The organism is Waltera sp., assembly GCF_046969025.1.
In the GTDB taxonomy this organism is placed as follows: domain Bacteria; phylum Bacillota; class Clostridia; order Lachnospirales; family Lachnospiraceae; genus Acetatifactor; species Acetatifactor acetigignens.
The window spans coordinates 101,826-118,847 of sequence record NZ_JBKVQF010000006.1 but is presented as its reverse complement, the minus strand read 5'-3'; the positions used below and the strand labels follow the sequence as shown (position 1 = coordinate 118,847).

The window sequence follows — 17,022 nt, the reverse complement described above, 5'->3', positions numbered from 1 at the left end:
GGATTGATTTATGAAGAAGAATACTCTTCACAAGGTAATGGCAACAGCACTTGTTGGTGCTATGGCAATGAGCACTCTGACCGGATGCGGCAGCAGCGCGGACAACACAACCGCAGATGCCGGAACAAAGGAATCTGTAGCAGAGAGTTCTGCAGCAAGCACAGATGCAGGAGCATCCACAGCAGTAGCAGGTATTGACGGATGGGAGGCTTTCGCAGACAATGTTACTCTGCAGATCCCCGTATACGATCGTGGTTCTTCCGGAAACGGATGCTCTGATGTAGAGAACAACTACTGGACCAACTGGGTACAGGAGAACTTCGGTGATAAGTACAACATCACGGTAGAATATGTAGGAATTACCCGTAGCGACGTTATGACTGATTACGCTATGCTGGCAGCAAGCCAGAGCCTTCCTACCATCTGTATGGAATATGACTATGATAAGCTGGCAAGCTGGCAGGCAGACGGCTATCTGCAGACCTACGATGTAGAAGAGTTCAAGCAGATCGCTCCTACTTACTGGGAGACCATGGTAGAGCACGGCAACGATGCTTACACCAAGCTGGATGATGAAGATTATCTGGTACTCGGTTACAGACCTTACGGTAACACCACTTATACCTGGTGCACTTTCTATCGTCAGGACTGGCTGGAAGAAGCTGGCTTCTCTGAGTATCCCGTTGGCGACAACACCAAGCTGTTAGAGCTGTATGCAAAACTGGTTGAGAACGGCCATCAGTATCCTTTGAGCGGTAAGAAAGTAAGCGGCGCAGGTATTGACCAGAACTATGGTTACAGAGATTATCCTCAGGATGAGACCACATGGGCAACCACCGGTGACTACCAGATCCCCGCTCTGTCCACCGAGGCTCAGAAGAGATTCTTAAAATGGGAGAACGAGCTGTACAACGATGGTTACTACAATCCTGAGTACTATCTGAGAGATGCTTCCGAGGCAGAGGCAGACTTCATCAACGGTGAAGCATTTACCTGGACCGGATATATCTCCTCCAGCATGAACGTACTGAACTCCTTCTATGATGCTAACCCCGATGCCAAGCTGGCAGTAGCAGTGACTCCTTCCACCTGGACACAGGATGAGACCTGGGGATCTTCCGCTTCTTACAGACCCGGAACCAACTTCGGTATGATGATTGGCTTCGCTAACGATGCTACCGAGGATGAAGTAAAGGCAGCTATGATGTACCTTGAGTGGCTGAACCAGCCCGAGAATCTGTTCACTATGCAGTGGGGTATCGAAGGCGTGAACTTCAATTATGATGATAACGGCGATCCCGTAGCAGTAGCAGATCAGACCGGCCTGGCTGAGCAGCAGGGACACAACAACAACGTAGACTACTGGTGTGCAGTAACCGCAGTTAAGACCCTCGGATCTATCGAGAAAGATATCCAGGCAGTTACCCCTCAGGGTATTCCTCAGGACTTCTATGATCAGATCCTGGCTAACTACAACGGACAGGTTGCTATCTATGAAGCAGGCAAGGCTAACTCCGACTGTCTGTTCGCAACCGCTATCGATGCTGTTACCGAGTACAACCAGACGCTGTATGATCTGTATACTGAGTACCGTGACAAGCTGACCATGTGCCCTAAGGACCAGTTCGATTCTCTGTATGAAGAACTGAGCCAGAAGTACCTGGATGCAGGTTATCAGGAAGTTATCGATGAGAGACAGGCTGCTCTGGATGCAGGTAACACCACCAGACTTCAGTAAGTAAAAAGTTTTATTACAGGAAGTACATACAGCCCCCAGGCATGAATGGCTTGGGGGCTATATTAAAAATGCAACTATTCAGAGCCATGTAAATATTATTTAATGAGCGTCGAATGCTTGCATTCGTAAGAACATTTGATAATATTTATAGGGCGAAGTTACTTTATGTCCTTTTCCGACCGACTGTTTTACAATAAAAACAACTGTGGGAAAAGAATATAAAGAGCCGAAAGGCAGAAATGGAGGAACTATGTTAAAGCTGGAATATGATAAGAAAGAAATAGAAGAGGTCATTGACAAAATTGTGAAAAAGACCATGAATATGGATCTTACCTGGGACTGGCCCTGCGGTGTGGCATATTACGGAATCAGCGATGCCTATGAGAAGACAGGCAAGAAGGAATATCTGGATCTGTTAAAGGATCGTATCGACGAACTGATCGATCTGGGACTGCCCAAGGTATGGACAGTAAACGCCTGTGCCATGGGACATTGCCTGATCACCTTATACCAGGCCACCGGAGAGCAGCAGTATCATGACATTCTTATGAGCAAGATCGCTTATTTAAGAAAAGATGCCCTGCGTTTCGGAGATCATGTATTGCAGCACACCGTATCTGCCAACAACGATTTCCCGGAGCAGTGCTGGTGTGACACTTTGTTCATGGCAGCGTTCCTGATGCTGCGTGTGGGCGTGATGGAACACGATGAAGAACTGATCGATGATGCCTTGAACCAGTACTACTGGCATATCAAATATTTACAGAATCCAAGCAGTGGACTCTGGTATCACGGCTATGACAATATTGCCGGAGATCATATGTCCGGCATCTATTGGGGAAGAGCCAATGCCTGGGCAGCATTTACCATGTCGCAGGTAGGCGGTATTCTGCCTCAGTGCTATCTGTATCCGAAGTATATCGATGTGGCCGGCTCCTTAAATGAGCAGTTGGCAGCCCTGAAGGTATACCAGACGGAGAATGGATTGTGGAGAACCGTAGTGGATGATCCGGAATCTTATGAAGAGATTTCCGCATCTGCAGGAATTGCCGCAGCAATGCTGACCAGAGGCAATCCTTTACACAGCAAATATATCAACAAGGCCATCAAGGGCCTGCTTGCCAATGTCAGCGAGGATGGTAAGGTGATGAATGTCTCCGGCGGAACTGCCGTCATGAGAGACAAGGAAGGATACAGAGGCATTCCCAAGGCGTATATTCAGGGATGGGGACAGGGACTGGCACTTTCCTTCTTTGCAACCTTGTTAATTTCCGATGATATTGAGAAGGATGGTGCGTTATAGATGTTTCGCAGGAATTTCCTGTTCGGAAAGGATGGAGGAACGGCCAATCTGATCGATGTGGGCAGTGAAGACCTCTATCAGCCGGGCAAAGGTTACGGTTTTGTAACAGAAAAAAACAGAAGAGAGCAGAAGTTGCTGCAGATCCGGGAACTGAATTCCTCTTTTGATACGATGTACTGGTATCAAAACGAACAGCTGTCCTTCCTGAAGGAAGATGAGAACGGCTGCTATCTGGATTCTGCAGAAGAAGTGGCAGCATTGGAGGCACAGTCAGGAGAGAAGATGGCGGGATCACCCAGGCGGATCCCGTTACTGTTCAAGGTGGATGTGCCCAGGCAGGGCAATTATAAGGTTACGCTGACTATCCGCTCAGAAGAGGAGATAGGAGAGGTACTGATCTTTACCGGCAGAAGGCGTCTTGCTTTTTATGGAAGAGTGGGAGCCGGAGAGTTCACTTATGCAATGATTACAAATGTCTGCGATGTTGTACCTGTGGGTTATTCCCGGATTTTTGCGGATAAGACTGTGGATATTGCAGTACTGGCGGACAGACCAAGGATCAGTGCTCTTACGGTAGAAGAGGTGAACGGTCCTACGGTTTATCTGGCGGGAGATTCCACAGTGACAGATCAGCCCGGAGATTATCCCTATTATCCAGGCACCTGTTACTGTGGCTGGGGACAGATGCTTCCGGCATATTTTGACACACGTGTGGCAGTGTCGAATCATTCCCACTCCGGACTGACTACCGATAGCTTCCGCAAGGAAGGGCATTATGCGGTGATCTCTCAGTACAGCAAGCCGGGAGATTATGTGTTTTTCCAGTTCGGGCATAATGATCAGAAGCTTCCCGGGCTGCAGGCAAAGGGCGGATACCGGGCGAATCTGCAACGCTATATCAAAGAAAATCAGGCAAAGGGAGTATACCCGGTACTGGTGACACCCATTGCAAGAAATACCTGGAGACTGCGGGATCAGACTTATCTGGATCTGCTGGAGGAATTCGCGGATGTATGTCTGGAACTGGGAGCACAGTACGGAATTCCGGTGCTGGATCTTCATGCCCACAGCAAGAAATATGTGTTGGAAAAGGGCTTACAGGATGCCAAACCCATCTTTTTCCCCGGGGACTATACCCATACCAATGACTTCGGTGCTTATAAGATGGCAGGATATGTGTCACAGGAGATCCGGGAGAAATGCAAAGGTCATTCTGAAAGAGCCTACGCTTATCTGGCAGAGTGCGTGACGGATGGTTTCGGCGCATGGGAGCCTGTGGGACAAATCAATGTTCCTAAGAAACCGGAGATCTACAAGGACATTCCGGATCCTGCAGGAGATCAGGTGCTGTTGTCTGAGGCAGAGCAGCTGGAACGTGTGGTCAGACTGTGTCTGAAAGAGGAATTGCTGTAACAGGACAGATATTGTACTGGAAAATAGAAGTGAAGAAATGACAGGAATGAAAAATAAGCAGGAATATGAGGAGGAACTCAGAATGGGAAAAGGTGGTTTTACCTTACCGGGAGAATCAGGATATGAAGAACTGACTCTGAAAATGGCGGAAAAATGGGGAGCAGATGTGATCCGTGACAGTGATGGGACCGTGCTTTCCGACGAAATCACCCATGCCGGTTACGGAATCTATTCTACCATTTGTATTATCAGAGATCACAATGCCTGGGCAAAGGAGAATCAGGACAAATTACAGCAGACCTTCCTGTGCACACCGCCCCAGGCAGCAGAGAGTGACACCCTGACCATCGGACTGATGGACAGCTTTTTTGCGGAGCAGTTCCGGATCAATGATAGCGCAGAGAGTCTGGAATATTGGGAGGTTTATGACAGAACCACCAATGTGAAGATCGACAATGCGGACTGGAGCTATGACAAAGAGAAGGGAAGCGTGTCCCTGAGCGGCATCATCCCTTTTCATAAGTATACAGTAAGCTTCTTAGCCTATCGTATCTGGGAAGAAATCTCTATGTACAATCATACTACGAACCACTGGGACAAGGAGCATCTGATGCAGATCGATCCCAGATATCCTGAGACTCAGGAGTATCTGCTGGGCTGGATGAAGCACTGGTGTGAGACCCATCCGGATACCACGGTGGTGCGCTTTACCTCCATGTTCTACAATTTCGTATGGATCTGGGGCAGCAGTGAGAGGAACCGGAATCTGTTCTCTGACTGGGGTTCCTATGATTTCACTGTGAGCGATCCTGCTTTACAGGAGTTCGAAAAACAATACGGATATCGCATGACAGCGGAAGATTTTATCAATAAGGGACAGCTGCATGTGACTCATATGCCTGGCAATGCGAAAAAGGCGGATTGGATGGTATTTATCAATGATTTCGTTATTTCCTTCGGCAGGAAGCTGATCGATATGGTGCATTCCTACGGCAAAAAGGCTTATGTCTTCTATGATGACAGTTGGGTTGGTGTGGAACCTTATAATGGCAGATTTCAGGAGTTTGGTTTTGACGGACTGATCAAATGTGTATTCTCCGGTTATGAAGCCAGACTGTGTGCGGGCGTGGATGTGCCTACACATGAACTGCGTCTGCACCCCTATCTGTTCCCGGTGGGGCTGGGCGGTGCTCCGACTTTCATGGAGGGCGGCAATCCCACACTGGATGCGAAAAAATACTGGAACAGCGTAAGACGTGCCCTGCTGCGTGCGAAGATCGACCGGATCGGTCTCGGCGGATACCTTCATCTGGTGGAGGGTTTCCCGGATTTCTGTGATTATATTGAAAAAGTGGCAGATGAGTTCCGTCTGATCCGCAGCTTCCACGATGCGGGAGAACCTTACCGCATCAAGACCCGTGTGGCAGTGCTGCATTATTGGGGAAGCTTACGTTCCTGGACCTTGTCTGGACACTTTCATGAGACTTATATGCATGACCTGATCCACATCAACGAAGCTTTGTCCGGACTTCCTGTGGATGTGAAATTTATTTCCTTTGAGGATGTAAAAAATGGTATACTGAAGGATGTAGATGTCGTAATCAATGCAGGTAGAGCCGGAAGCGCCTGGAGCGGCGGGGATGCCTGGAAGGATGAGGAGCTTGTTACTGCACTTACAAAGTGGGTACACGAGGGAGGCTGCTTTATCGGTGTGAACGAGCCTTCCGCTGTGGAAGGATATGATACGTATTTCCGTATGGCACATGTGCTGGGAATTGACGAGGACACCGGCGCAAGAGTCTGTCACGGCAGATGGATCTTTGAGACAGCGGATCCGGAGCATCTGATCCCAGAGGGCGCAGGTGTGGAAGCGAAGGAGAACCGGTATCTGACGGATGGAAAAGCACAGGTACTTCTGGCAGACGGCGGGAAGCCACTGATCACCCTGAATCATTTCGGCAAGGGACTGGGAATCTATCTGTCTTCCTTCCAGGTGAACCTGTGGAATACCAGAATGCTGTACCAGCTGATCCGTTATGCCGGTGGAGAAGGCACCTCCGGCAGCTATATGACGGATAACCTGTATACGGAATGTGCTTATTACCCGGAGAGTAAAAAACTGGTAGTCATCAACAACAGTGACACCGAGCAGACCACCACTATCCCCACGGAAGCGGGCGCATGTACGGTAACCATTGCACCTTACGACACTACCTTTGTAGAAATCAGATAACCAACGATAACGATCAGGGCGGAAATCCTGTGTTCGTTTTCTGAGGGAGCAGAACGCAAAGGAGGCAGAGAATGCATAACGAAAAAGAAAGACCTACGGAATATTTCCCGGACGGAACTCCCATAGATGACTGGTTTTATGATATAGGGATGCCGGAGCTTGAGGAACTGGGCAGACCCTATGTCCTCACAGAGTACGGGATCTGGGACGACGGAAAAGTTTATACCAAAGAGATCCAGAAGGTGATCGACCTGGCGGCAGAAGAGGGCGGTGGTGTCCTGGTGGTGCCGCCGGGAACCTATCTGACGGGAGCACTTTATTTCAAACAGGGAGTGAATCTCTATGTTTCCGCCGGTGCGACGTTAAAGGGCAGCGATGATATCTCGGATTATGATCTGGCCGAGACCCGGATTGAGGGAGAGACCTGCCTGTATTTTACGGCACTGATCAATGCGGACGGTCTGAATGGATTTACCATGTGCGGACCGGGCACTATTGACGGTAACGGACTTAAGACCTGGAAAGCCTGCTGGCTGCGCTGGAAATGGAGTAACGGCACCAACAAGGATGGTCAGAGACCCCGGCTGGTCTATCTGTCCAACTGCAGAAATGTGCGGATCGCCGGTCTGAATTTACAGAATTCCCATTTCTGGACCACACATATTTATAAATGTGACCATGTAAAATACTTGAACTGCCATATTTATTCCCCGGCAGGTCCTGTTGCGGCACCCAGTACGGATGCCATTGATATCGATGTGTGTACGGATGTGTTGGTGAAAGGCTGTTATATGGAAGTCAATGACGACTCTGTGGTGCTGAAGGGCGGTAAGGGCCCCTGGGCGGACAGCCAGCCGGAGAACGGCTCCAATGAGCGGATTCTGGTGGAGGATTGTGTCTATGGCTTCTGCCATGGGTGTCTCACCTGCGGTTCGGAATCAGTACATAACCGCAATATCATCATGCGCAGGATTCAGATCAAGGGGGCAGCGAGACTGTTGTGGCTGAAAATGCGGCCGGACACCCCGCAGCACTATGAATATATCACGGTGGAGCAGATCGAAGGCCGGGTAAAGGAGTTCCTCAAGATTTATCCCTGGACCCAGTATTATGATCTGAAGGATCGGAAGGACCAACCGCTGTCTTATGCGGAGCATATCACGATGAAGGACTGTGACTGCGTCTGTGATACCTTTTTTGATGTGATGCCGGATGAGAGCCAGTATCTGCTTTCCGATTTTACCCTGCAGGATCTGCGGATCAGGGCAAGAGTGGATAACTTTTCGGAAGACAAGTTAAGAAGTGTAGTATATGAGAATGTACAGGTGGAAGAAAGTACGGAGCCTGCGGAGAGCTGGCATGAAGTGAAGGGCTTCCAATAATAAATGCGCTGTGGGATCGCACTGCGACGCAATGGCGTGATGTTGCAACAGTGGCAGGAAACGGATGCCTGCCACAGAAAGGATCAATATGGCAAAGGTGTATATTAACGAAAAAAACAAGAAGGGACATATCAACCCGGAACTTTACGGCAATTTCTCTGAGCATCTGGGAAGATGTATTTATGAGGGACTGTATGTAGGAGAGGATTCCGAGATCCCCAATACCAAAGGCATGCGTAATGATGTGGTGGCAGCCCTGAAGGAGATGAAGCTTCCGGTACTGCGCTGGCCCGGTGGGTGCTTCGCGGACGAATACCACTGGAAAGACGGTATCGGACCGAAGGAGAACCGCAAGAAAATGATCAACACTCATTGGGGTGGTGTGACCGAGGACAACAGCTTCGGTACCCATGAGTTCTTCGAACTGTGTGAACAGATCGGTTGTAAGACCTACATCAATGGCAATGTGGGAAGCGGTACCGTACAGGAGATGTCTGAGTGGGTAGAGTACATGACTTTCGACGGGGTATCTCCTATGGCAGACCTGCGTAGAAAAAACGGCAGAGAGAAAGCATGGAAGGTGGATTACTTCGGTGTCGGTAACGAAAACTGGGGATGCGGCGGCAATATGACCCCATCCTACTATGGCAATCTGTACCGCAGATACCAGACCTATGTGAGAAATTATGATTCCAAACAGCCTATTTTCAAAGTCTGTTGCGGCCCCAATGCGGGAGATACTTATTGGACTGAAAATGTGCTGAAGACCTGTTTTGAAAATGCACCGGAATGGATGCATGGCTTTATGGACGGACTTTCCCTGCATTACTATACACTGCCGGAGGATGACTGGTCTCACAAGGGAAGTGCACTGGACTTCGACGATGCAGCATGGTATAAGACGCTGGCAAAGGCTTTTAAGCTGGATGAACTGATTCATAAGCATTCTACGATCATGGACAAATATGATCCTGAGAAGAAGATCGGACTGATCTGCGATGAGTGGGGCACCTGGTATGATGTGGAGCCCGGCACGAATCCCGGATTTTTATACCAGCAGAGTACCATGCGTGATGCTCTGGTGGCCGGACTGTCTTTAAATATTTTCAACAAGCACTGTGACCGTGTGAAGATGGCAAACATCGCACAGCTTATCAACGTACTGCAGGCAGTGATCCTGACCGAGGGACCGAAGATGCTGCGTACCCCGACTTACCATGTATTCCATATGTACAAATATCATCAGGATGCGGATCTGGTGGAAAGCTATATCGATGGTGTGGAACAGATCGGTGAAGATGAAAAGTTCAAGGTTCCCAATTTACAGGAATCCGCTTCCGTGGATAAGGACGGTGTTGTGACCATCACCCTGAACAACCTGTCCATTGATAAGGCAGAAGAGGTGGAGATCGCTTTCGCAGAGTGTGATCCAAAGCACGTGACCGCTGCGATACTAACCAATGATATGCATGCTTACAACACCTTTGAGGATCCCGATAAGGTGCACGAGGAAGTGTTTACAGATTATAAGATTGAAAATGGAAAGATCATATTTACCATGCCGGCATGCAGCGTCGTTATGTTACGGATAAAATAAGCAATAAGAATAGTTATGGAAGAAAAGCAAACAATAGAAACGATGGATGTCACAAGAAAATATTCCTGTCGGAAATGTCTGTTGCGGGAAATGGACAAGAATGCCTATATGGAGAATCTGTATGCCTACATAGACAGGATCGAAGGGGATAGTAAAGCAGATAAGGCGGTCTATGAAGACCGCCTTGCTGTATGTAAGGAATGTAAATATCTGAATGAGGGGCTGTGTGGTGCCTGCGGCTGCTTTGTGGAACTGAGGGCTGTAATCGCCGTCAACCGGTGTCCTTATGAGAAGTGGTAACTTCTAAGATCAAAGGGTTACCTTCTCAGGAACATATTTTTTCAGGGCTGCAGCCACGGCTCCCATACCGGAGCTTAATTCTGCAAAATACTGTTTTACCAGAGTATCCATGCCGATGGCGTGGAGGTTCACACCGAATATTTTCTCATTGGCAAGTAATGCGTCCAGCTTTGACAGATCCTTGGGAGCGGAACTCAGTTCGTAGTCTGCAACGTACTGACGGGCTTCCTCTAACAGGGGGTCGGAGCTGGGCGTAAATTCTCTGCCCTCATCATCGATTCCCATGAGATACCGGAGCCATCCGGCATAGACCAGAGGAATCAGCTTCAGGTCTTCCGTATGCAGGTCTGGAGAAGCTTCGTAAGCTTTGATGGTCTCGCCGAAGCGGATGGAAAGCTTCTGGGAGGTATCGGTAGCGATTCTCTGGGGAGAATCCGGCAGGAAGGGATTGGGGATCCTCACATTCACCACTTCGTCAATGAATTTCTTCGGATCCAGGATGCCGGGATTTACCACTACGGGAAGTCCTTCTTTGTAACCGATGACTTCCACCATATTTTTCAATAACGGGTTCTTCATCTCTTCGGAGATCAGGGTATATCCCAGAAGGCAGCCATAGATGGCCAGTGCGGTGTGCAGAGGATTCAGGCAGGTACATACCTTCATTTTCTCCACTTTGTCTACGGTCGCTCTGTCGGTGAAGATGATGCCGCCTTTGTTCAGTGCGGGCTTACCGTTCGGAAAAGCATCTTCAATGACCAGGTATTCGCATTCTTCCGCATTGACAAAGGGAGCGATATAGGTGTTTTTGGAAGTAACTACGGCATCCAGACCGCCGATATGATCCTCGGCCAGCATAGCTTCTACTTTGGCATCAGGTCTGGGGGTGATCTTGTCGATCATGCTCCAGGGGAAGGTGACTTTCGTCTGGTCATTGACGTAGCCTAAGAAGCCGGCTTCCACCAGTCCGTTGTCGGTCCATGCCTTGGCGAACGCATTGACAGCGGCATATAATTTGTCACCGTTATGGGAGCAGTTGTCCATGCTGACCATGGCAATGGGGAGCGCTCCGTGAGTGTATCTGGTATAAAGCAGGGAGACTACCTTGCCCAGGTAGCTTTCGGGGGCTTCGGGACCTTTTTCGAAGTCAGCGGCTACTGCGGGGAAGAATTCTCCTTTGGCATTGGCGGTAGCATAGCCTTTTTCAGTGATGGTAAAGCTGGCCATCTGGAGAGAAGGATTTTTAAAAATCTCCCGGAGACGTGCGTATTCTGCTTCGTTTTTACTGTCCAGGATCAGAGACTCCATGATGCTGCCTACGATGGTCTTTTCCACAGTGTTGTCGGCCTTTAAGGTGGCGAGAATGCTTAAATTGTCGTGGGGACGGTAGCTTTTTTCAATGATCTCGTAGTCATAGCCTTCCGCTGCGATGAGACCGGTATCCAGAACGCCGCTGTTTAACAGATTCTGTGCTACGTTGGCCTGAAAGGCACGGAAGATATTGCCGGCACCGAAGTGGATCCAGTGGGGATGTTCCACGGTGTTTTTATGAACGGTATCGTAATCGAATTCCGGCAGATGATAACCGGCAGCGAGAAATGCGTCCCGGTCGTCATGAAGACTTTTTAAGGTAAGTTCCATAATGGTTTCCTCCAAACTGATTTATGAGTTTTCAGGTGCGATGATTATTTCTGCTTATGGGACTTCTCGATAGCTTCCCACAGACCGTTTAAATAGGTGGCGCCTAAAGCTCTGTCGTACAGTCCGTATCCGGGCATGGCCACTTCATCCCAGATCATACGTCCGTGATCGGGACGGATGGGACCGTCAAAACCAATATCATAAAGAGCCAGCATGATCTCGTACATATCGAAGGTTCCATCGCTGGACAGATGTGCAGCCTCCTCAAAATCAGTAGGAGAGTTGAACTTCAGGTTTCTGACATGGGCGAAATGAATGCGGCCTTTCAGGGAGCGGATCATATCCGGCAGATCATTTTCCAGGTTGGTGCCGTAGGAACCGGAACAAAAGGTAACGCCATTGTGAGGGTTATCCACCATCTTCATCATACGCAGGATATTCTGCTTGTTGATGATGATACGGGGCAGTCCGAAAACACTCCACGCAGGATCGTCAGGGTGGATCGCCATGTTAATGTTGTATTTGTCACAGGTGGGCATGATACGCTCCAGAAAATATTTCAGGTTGGCAAAAAGCTTTTCATCATCCACATCTTTGTACATTTCGAACAGTTCTTTGACATGAGCCATACGCTCAGGCTCCCAGCCGGGCATTACAGTGCCGTTCATATCGCCGGCAATGGATTCGAACATTTTGGCCGGATCAATAGCGTCTACAGCAGCCTGATTGTAAGCAAGGACTGTAGAACCGTCGGGACGCATTCTGGCAAGCTCGGTGCGTGTCCAGTCAAAGACCGGCATGAAATTGTAGCATACCATATGGATGCCTGCCTGGCCGAGCCGTTCCAGGGTAGTGATATAATTCTCTATATATTGTTCACGGTCGGGAGAACCGATCTTGATGGCATCGTGAATGTTGACACTCTCGATACCGGCCAGTTGTAAGCCGGCAGCTTCAATCTCAGTCTTTAGGGCCAGGATGTCATCCATTTCCCAGACTTCTCCGGGAGCGGTGCCGTAGAGAGTGGAGATGACTCCGGTGACACCGGGAATCTGACGGATCTGTTTTAAGGTAACCGTGTCGTACTTGCTGCCATACCAGCGTAATGTCATTTGCATAATAGAAATCCTCCTTGTAGGGAATGCTTTGGTTTCGTTTTTTGCTGTCTTAAGCATAGCAGAATGGTAAATGCATTAAAACTGCATGAATTGCTTGAAATAGTGCAAAAATTGCTATATAGTAAGACAGGGGATATAAACCATGGAAAATAAAAACTGAACAGAATGATACAGGAGAGAAAATGGATGGTCGTGAACAGAAAAAGCAGCCTGCGCTGCCGGGATGCGGCGGACGAACGGCAATATATGTTGAGCGGTGACTATGAGGTCTATGAGAAGGTAGGGGAGCCTGTCGGAGCGGTGTCGTTCCATTATCATGATTTTTATGAGCTGATCTATATTATAGAGGGGGAATTTTCTTCCCTGATCGAGGACCGGGCGGTGCGGATGCGGAAGGGAGATTTCCTGCTGATCGATAAGAATGTCATGCACAAATATCATCCCACGGAGAAGAAAATGGATTCGTCCCGCCGGATCATTTTGTGGATCAGTGATCAGATGCTGCGGGAGCTGGCGGCGGGAGAGCCGTTTCTTGCAGAATGCTTCTGGGGAGCGGGGCCGAAACTGTATCATTTCCCCATTTATTATGAGGAAATTTTGCGTGGATTTCTGCTAAAGCTTGCTATGTCGGAGATCTTAGAGGGGGATGATGTCCAGAACTGCGGAATCCGTAAGGTCATGGACAGAGGCAATTTGAGCCTGTTTTTTGGGTATCTGAATGTGTTGTGTAAACGGGAGGAATATTTGTCTTCCACACAGGAGATCGTGGATCATCCTCTGGTGGAGCAGGTGACAGGGTATATCGAAGCCCATATCGGTGAGGAGATCACCGTAGAGGATGTGGCGGAGACTGTGCATATGAGTAAGTTCTATTTTCTGCGGAAATTTAAAGAAATCACCGGAATGACGGTGCATAATTTTATTGTGAACAAGCGGATCATTGCTGCCTGTCAGATCATGGCGGAGGGGAAGAACATTACTGAGAGCTGGCAGCAGACCGGCTTTGCGGATTACTCCTCTTTCCTGCGGAATTTCCGGAAAATCTATGGCATTTCCCCAAAAGAGTACCGGGAAAATAACCGCAGCTTGATTATTTCCCAGTAAAGAGGTCGATTGCCGGGGCACCGGCAGCATGAAACAGAATGTGGAAAAATAGGATTTTAATTATGTTAAGTAAGCTCATTTAATGCAAAAAATATCATAATATGTTATACTGTATCTGTTATGCGCTGAGCACTGAATGAAGAGAACAAATGATAGAAGAACATAGGGATGTTATGATGGAAAATTATCAGGAAAAGTATAAAAAAGAATTACACCAACAGGAGATCAACTCAAATATACACACACTAAAAGGCTTTTTCTGGATTTTTGTGACTATTCTGCTCCTCTGGCTGTTGACATTAGTGAGAATCTTTATTGTGGATGCCAGAATCTTTACCATGGCAGCAGGGGTGTCGGCGGTGATGGGAATTCCTGTTTTATACATTTATAAAAAGGTGGATCTGTCAAAGCATTGGGTAAAGTATGTGTTTTTGACACTGATCTGTATGATATCGGCAGTCATTGCGGCATTTTTGTCATTCCACGCGGTGCTTATCTATGTGTTGCCGTTGCTTTTGGCGGTACAGTACAGGGAGCGGATGACACTGTGGATCACCTATGTTGTCAATGACGTGACAATGGCTGTCAGTATGGTGACGGGATTCTATCACGGAATCTGTGATTTGAATATGCTCTTAGGAAGCAATCATTCCAGAGACTGGTATATGGAGCAGTGGATGGCGGGGACGCTGCAGTTTGGCATTGAGCCGGATCCGGTGTTCGTGATATTGTTCTACGGAGCGCTGCCCCGGGCGGTGATACTTCTGATATTCACCATTATTTTGCGGTATATCAGCATTACCAGCCACGAGGATGCACAGAGGATCGCTGATCTGACATATCGTAAGGAGACCGATCTGGGCACCCATGTATATAACAAGAACAAATATGAGGAAATGATCAATGATTACTATCCGCAGGTGGACAGACTGGCAGCTATTTTCTGGGATGTGAATAATCTGAAATGTGTCAATGACAAATATGGCCATGCCGCCGGAGATGTGTTGATCCAGACATTGTCTTCCGTATTATATGAATTATCCACGGACAGACGTAAGGTCTATCGCATAGGCGGAGATGAATTTGTCATGCTGATCGAGAATCCGGTGGAAGCGGAGATCCAGTCCATGATCGAATCTGTCAGTGCTGCATTGCAGGAGAAAAACAGTCAGGGCGAGATGCCGGTCTCCAGTGCTGTGGGCTGGGCAGAAGGCTGTGGTGTGGATGTCCGTAAGATCATCAATGAAGCGGATGCAAAGATGTATGAGAATAAGACGCGTGGAAAGGAATGCAGAAAATAGGATGGCAAACTGGGTAAGTGCAGGCTGCGGTGCCATTGCAAATGAGCTGGCGCAGGCTATGGAAAAAAGAGGACAGAAACTGTATGGTGTCGTGAACCGGACACCGGAGAAGGCAGTGGCCTTTGCGGAAAAATACGGTGTGCAGAAGGTGTTTACGAGCTTTCAGGATGTATGTGCGGATCCTGCGGTGGATATCATTTATATTTCCACACCCCATAACACTCACATTCACTTTCTGCGGAAAGCGCTGGCAGCCGGCAAGCATGTGCTGTGCGAAAAATCCATTACGCTGAATTCCGAAGAACTGGAAGAGGCAGTGCAGCTGGCGAAGGAGCATGGTGTGGTGTTGGCGGAAGCTATGACTATCTATCATATGCCGATTTATAAAGAACTGAAAAAACGCATGGATGCCGGAAAATTCGGAGAATTGCGTGTGATACAGATGAATTTCGGAAGTTATAAGGAATACGATATGAAGAACCGGTTCTTCAACCGGAATCTGGCCGGAGGAGCATTGCTGGACATCGGTGTGTATGCCCTTTCCTTTGTCAGAATGTTCTTAAATTCCTGCCCGGATCAGATTACTTCGCAGGTGAAGCTTGCACCTACCGGTGTGGACGAGCAGGCGGGAATACTTCTGATGAACCGGGAGCAGGAGATGGCAACGGTCACATTGTCCCTGCATGCCAAGCAGCCCAAACGGGGCATGATCTCTTTTGACAAGGCTTACGTGGAAATGTATGAGTATCCCAGAGGGCAGAAAGCAGTGATCACGTACACGGAAGACGGACACACCGAGGAAATTGTGGCGGGAGCTACGGCAGACGCACTGGGATACGAGGTGGAGGATATGGAACAGGCCATCGCCGGACATCCGGAATTAATGAAGCTTGAGCTTACCGAGGATGTTATGAAAATGATGACCCGGATCCGAAAAGACTGGGGACTGACTTATCCAGAGGAAGAGCGTGCCACGGAAAAAATCTGAGGAGCATCCCTGATGCAGTTCCTGACAGGCTCCATGATCTCTGTGGTGATCTGTGTGGCAGCATTTGTATGGATGAAAAAACACCCGGGAAAGCTGACTTCCGGGTGCTTTATCTTATCTCGCTAAACTTAGAAGAATTTTTTGCAGCGCATAAGAGTCACCATCCATAACTGTAAAGCGGGCTTTTTTTGGTGGCTCATCTGCGGAACCGGAAGAGGTGGCGGTGTGCAGGTAACAGCAGTCGATCCCCGCAGCTATAGCACCTGCCAGATCACTGGTGCGTTCGTTGCCGGTCATCAGACAGGTGGTGAAATCTAATCCGTAGCGGTCAAACAGGATCTGAAAAAAAGCGGGATCCGGCTTGCAGCACCCCTCGTCAGAGGAGATAAGGATACCGTCGAACAGATCCCAGAGTCCCAGCGAGCGCAGCTCGTATTCGGTGAAGATCCGCTGGGCATTGGACAGGAGGTAGATCCCACAGCCTTTTGCATGGAGCTGCTGCAGTGTGCCGATCGTGGCGGGATAGCATTGTAAAATATTGAGGGATTCGATCCGGAAGAACTGACCGGTAGCGGTCAGAAGAGCCTCTGTGGGTTGGATCCCTTTTTCGACATAAAGAGTTCGAAAAATATCTGCGGCGCAGATCTCCGGACAGGTGTAAGATGAGGGAACCTTGCGGGCAGCCGTTTCCAGCTGGCGATATCTGTTCCTCAGTTCCCTCCCCGTATAGGAAGCACCCTGGAAGGAATAGAACAGCGCAAGCCTTTTCCAGAGGGAAGTTTTATTTTCATTAGTGTGGATGTCTACTAAGGTGCCGTAGAGATCAAAGATAAAATTATGATACATGGAAGACCTAATTTCTTGTGGTGAAAAACCTTATTCCAGGGAAAATCAGGACGGCTCT

13 protein-coding genes are annotated in these 17,022 nt (G+C 48.6%); 10 read left to right on the top strand and 3 right to left on the bottom strand.

Translation table 11 applies throughout. The features are described from left to right. Positions 1-10 precede the first annotated feature (10 nt). The 7 genes from ACLTOH_RS04845 (at position 11) to ACLTOH_RS04815 (ending at position 9,966) form a co-directional block, all read left to right on the top strand. Entirely contained in the window at positions 11-1,738 is a 1,728-nt protein-coding gene (locus ACLTOH_RS04845; RefSeq protein WP_227063463.1) for a sugar ABC transporter substrate-binding protein, read from the top strand. A 250-nt stretch (positions 1,739-1,988) separates the two neighbouring features. Continuing rightward, positions 1,989-3,041, top strand: a complete 1,053-nt coding sequence (locus ACLTOH_RS04840) for a glycoside hydrolase family 88 protein (protein ID WP_412223497.1) — start codon at positions 1,989-1,991, stop codon at positions 3,039-3,041. Then, positions 3,042-4,454, top strand: coding sequence for a rhamnogalacturonan acetylesterase (locus ACLTOH_RS04835; protein ID WP_412223495.1), 1,413 nt, complete (start codon positions 3,042-3,044; stop codon positions 4,452-4,454). A gap of 37 nt (positions 4,455-4,491) precedes the next feature. Then, positions 4,492-6,687: a 1,3-beta-galactosyl-N-acetylhexosamine phosphorylase gene (gnpA, locus tag ACLTOH_RS04830; RefSeq protein ID WP_412223493.1), complete on the top strand. Its 2,196-nt coding sequence runs from the start codon at positions 4,492-4,494 to the stop codon at positions 6,685-6,687. Positions 6,688-6,758: 71 nt separating this feature from the next. Beyond that, the gene (locus ACLTOH_RS04825) at positions 6,759-8,069 is read left to right on the top strand and encodes a glycoside hydrolase family 28 protein (RefSeq protein ID WP_337417735.1); all 1,311 of its coding nucleotides are present in this window, start codon (positions 6,759-6,761) and stop codon (positions 8,067-8,069) included. A gap of 88 nt (positions 8,070-8,157) precedes the next feature. Further along, entirely contained in the window at positions 8,158-9,666 is a 1,509-nt protein-coding gene (locus ACLTOH_RS04820; RefSeq protein WP_412223492.1) for an alpha-N-arabinofuranosidase, read from the top strand. A 15-nt stretch (positions 9,667-9,681) separates the two neighbouring features. Then, positions 9,682-9,966, top strand: coding sequence for a DUF6171 family protein (locus tag ACLTOH_RS04815; RefSeq protein ID WP_412223490.1), 285 nt, complete (start codon positions 9,682-9,684; stop codon positions 9,964-9,966). 9 nt (positions 9,967-9,975) lie between these two features. Here ACLTOH_RS04815 and ACLTOH_RS04810 read toward each other — a convergent pair whose 3' ends face one another. Further along, positions 9,976-11,607: a mannitol dehydrogenase family protein gene (locus ACLTOH_RS04810; RefSeq protein WP_412223488.1), complete on the bottom strand. Its 1,632-nt coding sequence runs from the start codon at positions 11,605-11,607 to the stop codon at positions 9,976-9,978. Positions 11,608-11,651: 44 nt separating this feature from the next. After that, on the bottom strand, positions 11,652-12,725 hold the full coding sequence (gene uxuA, locus ACLTOH_RS04805; protein ID WP_022313440.1) for a mannonate dehydratase: 1,074 nt from the start codon (positions 12,723-12,725) through the stop codon (positions 11,652-11,654). A gap of 186 nt (positions 12,726-12,911) precedes the next feature. Here uxuA and ACLTOH_RS04800 point away from each other — a divergent pair, with 186 nt between their 5' ends. From ACLTOH_RS04800 to ACLTOH_RS04790, 3 genes are all read left to right on the top strand, one after another. Continuing rightward, positions 12,912-13,829 (top strand): AraC family transcriptional regulator, encoded by a 918-nt coding sequence (locus tag ACLTOH_RS04800; protein ID WP_181968612.1) that lies wholly within the window; start codon positions 12,912-12,914, stop codon positions 13,827-13,829. A 149-nt stretch (positions 13,830-13,978) separates the two neighbouring features. Then, positions 13,979-15,130: a GGDEF domain-containing protein gene (locus tag ACLTOH_RS04795; protein ID WP_412223486.1), complete on the top strand. Its 1,152-nt coding sequence runs from the start codon at positions 13,979-13,981 to the stop codon at positions 15,128-15,130. A gap of 1 nt (position 15,131) precedes the next feature. Further along, the gene (locus ACLTOH_RS04790) at positions 15,132-16,118 is read left to right on the top strand and encodes a Gfo/Idh/MocA family oxidoreductase (RefSeq protein WP_337763671.1); all 987 of its coding nucleotides are present in this window, start codon (positions 15,132-15,134) and stop codon (positions 16,116-16,118) included. Between the two features lie 114 nt (positions 16,119-16,232). Here the strand turns inward: ACLTOH_RS04790 and ACLTOH_RS04785 are convergent, their stop codons facing one another. After that, positions 16,233-16,964, bottom strand: coding sequence for an HAD family hydrolase (locus ACLTOH_RS04785; RefSeq protein ID WP_412223484.1), 732 nt, complete (start codon positions 16,962-16,964; stop codon positions 16,233-16,235). Positions 16,965-17,022 lie beyond the last annotated feature (58 nt).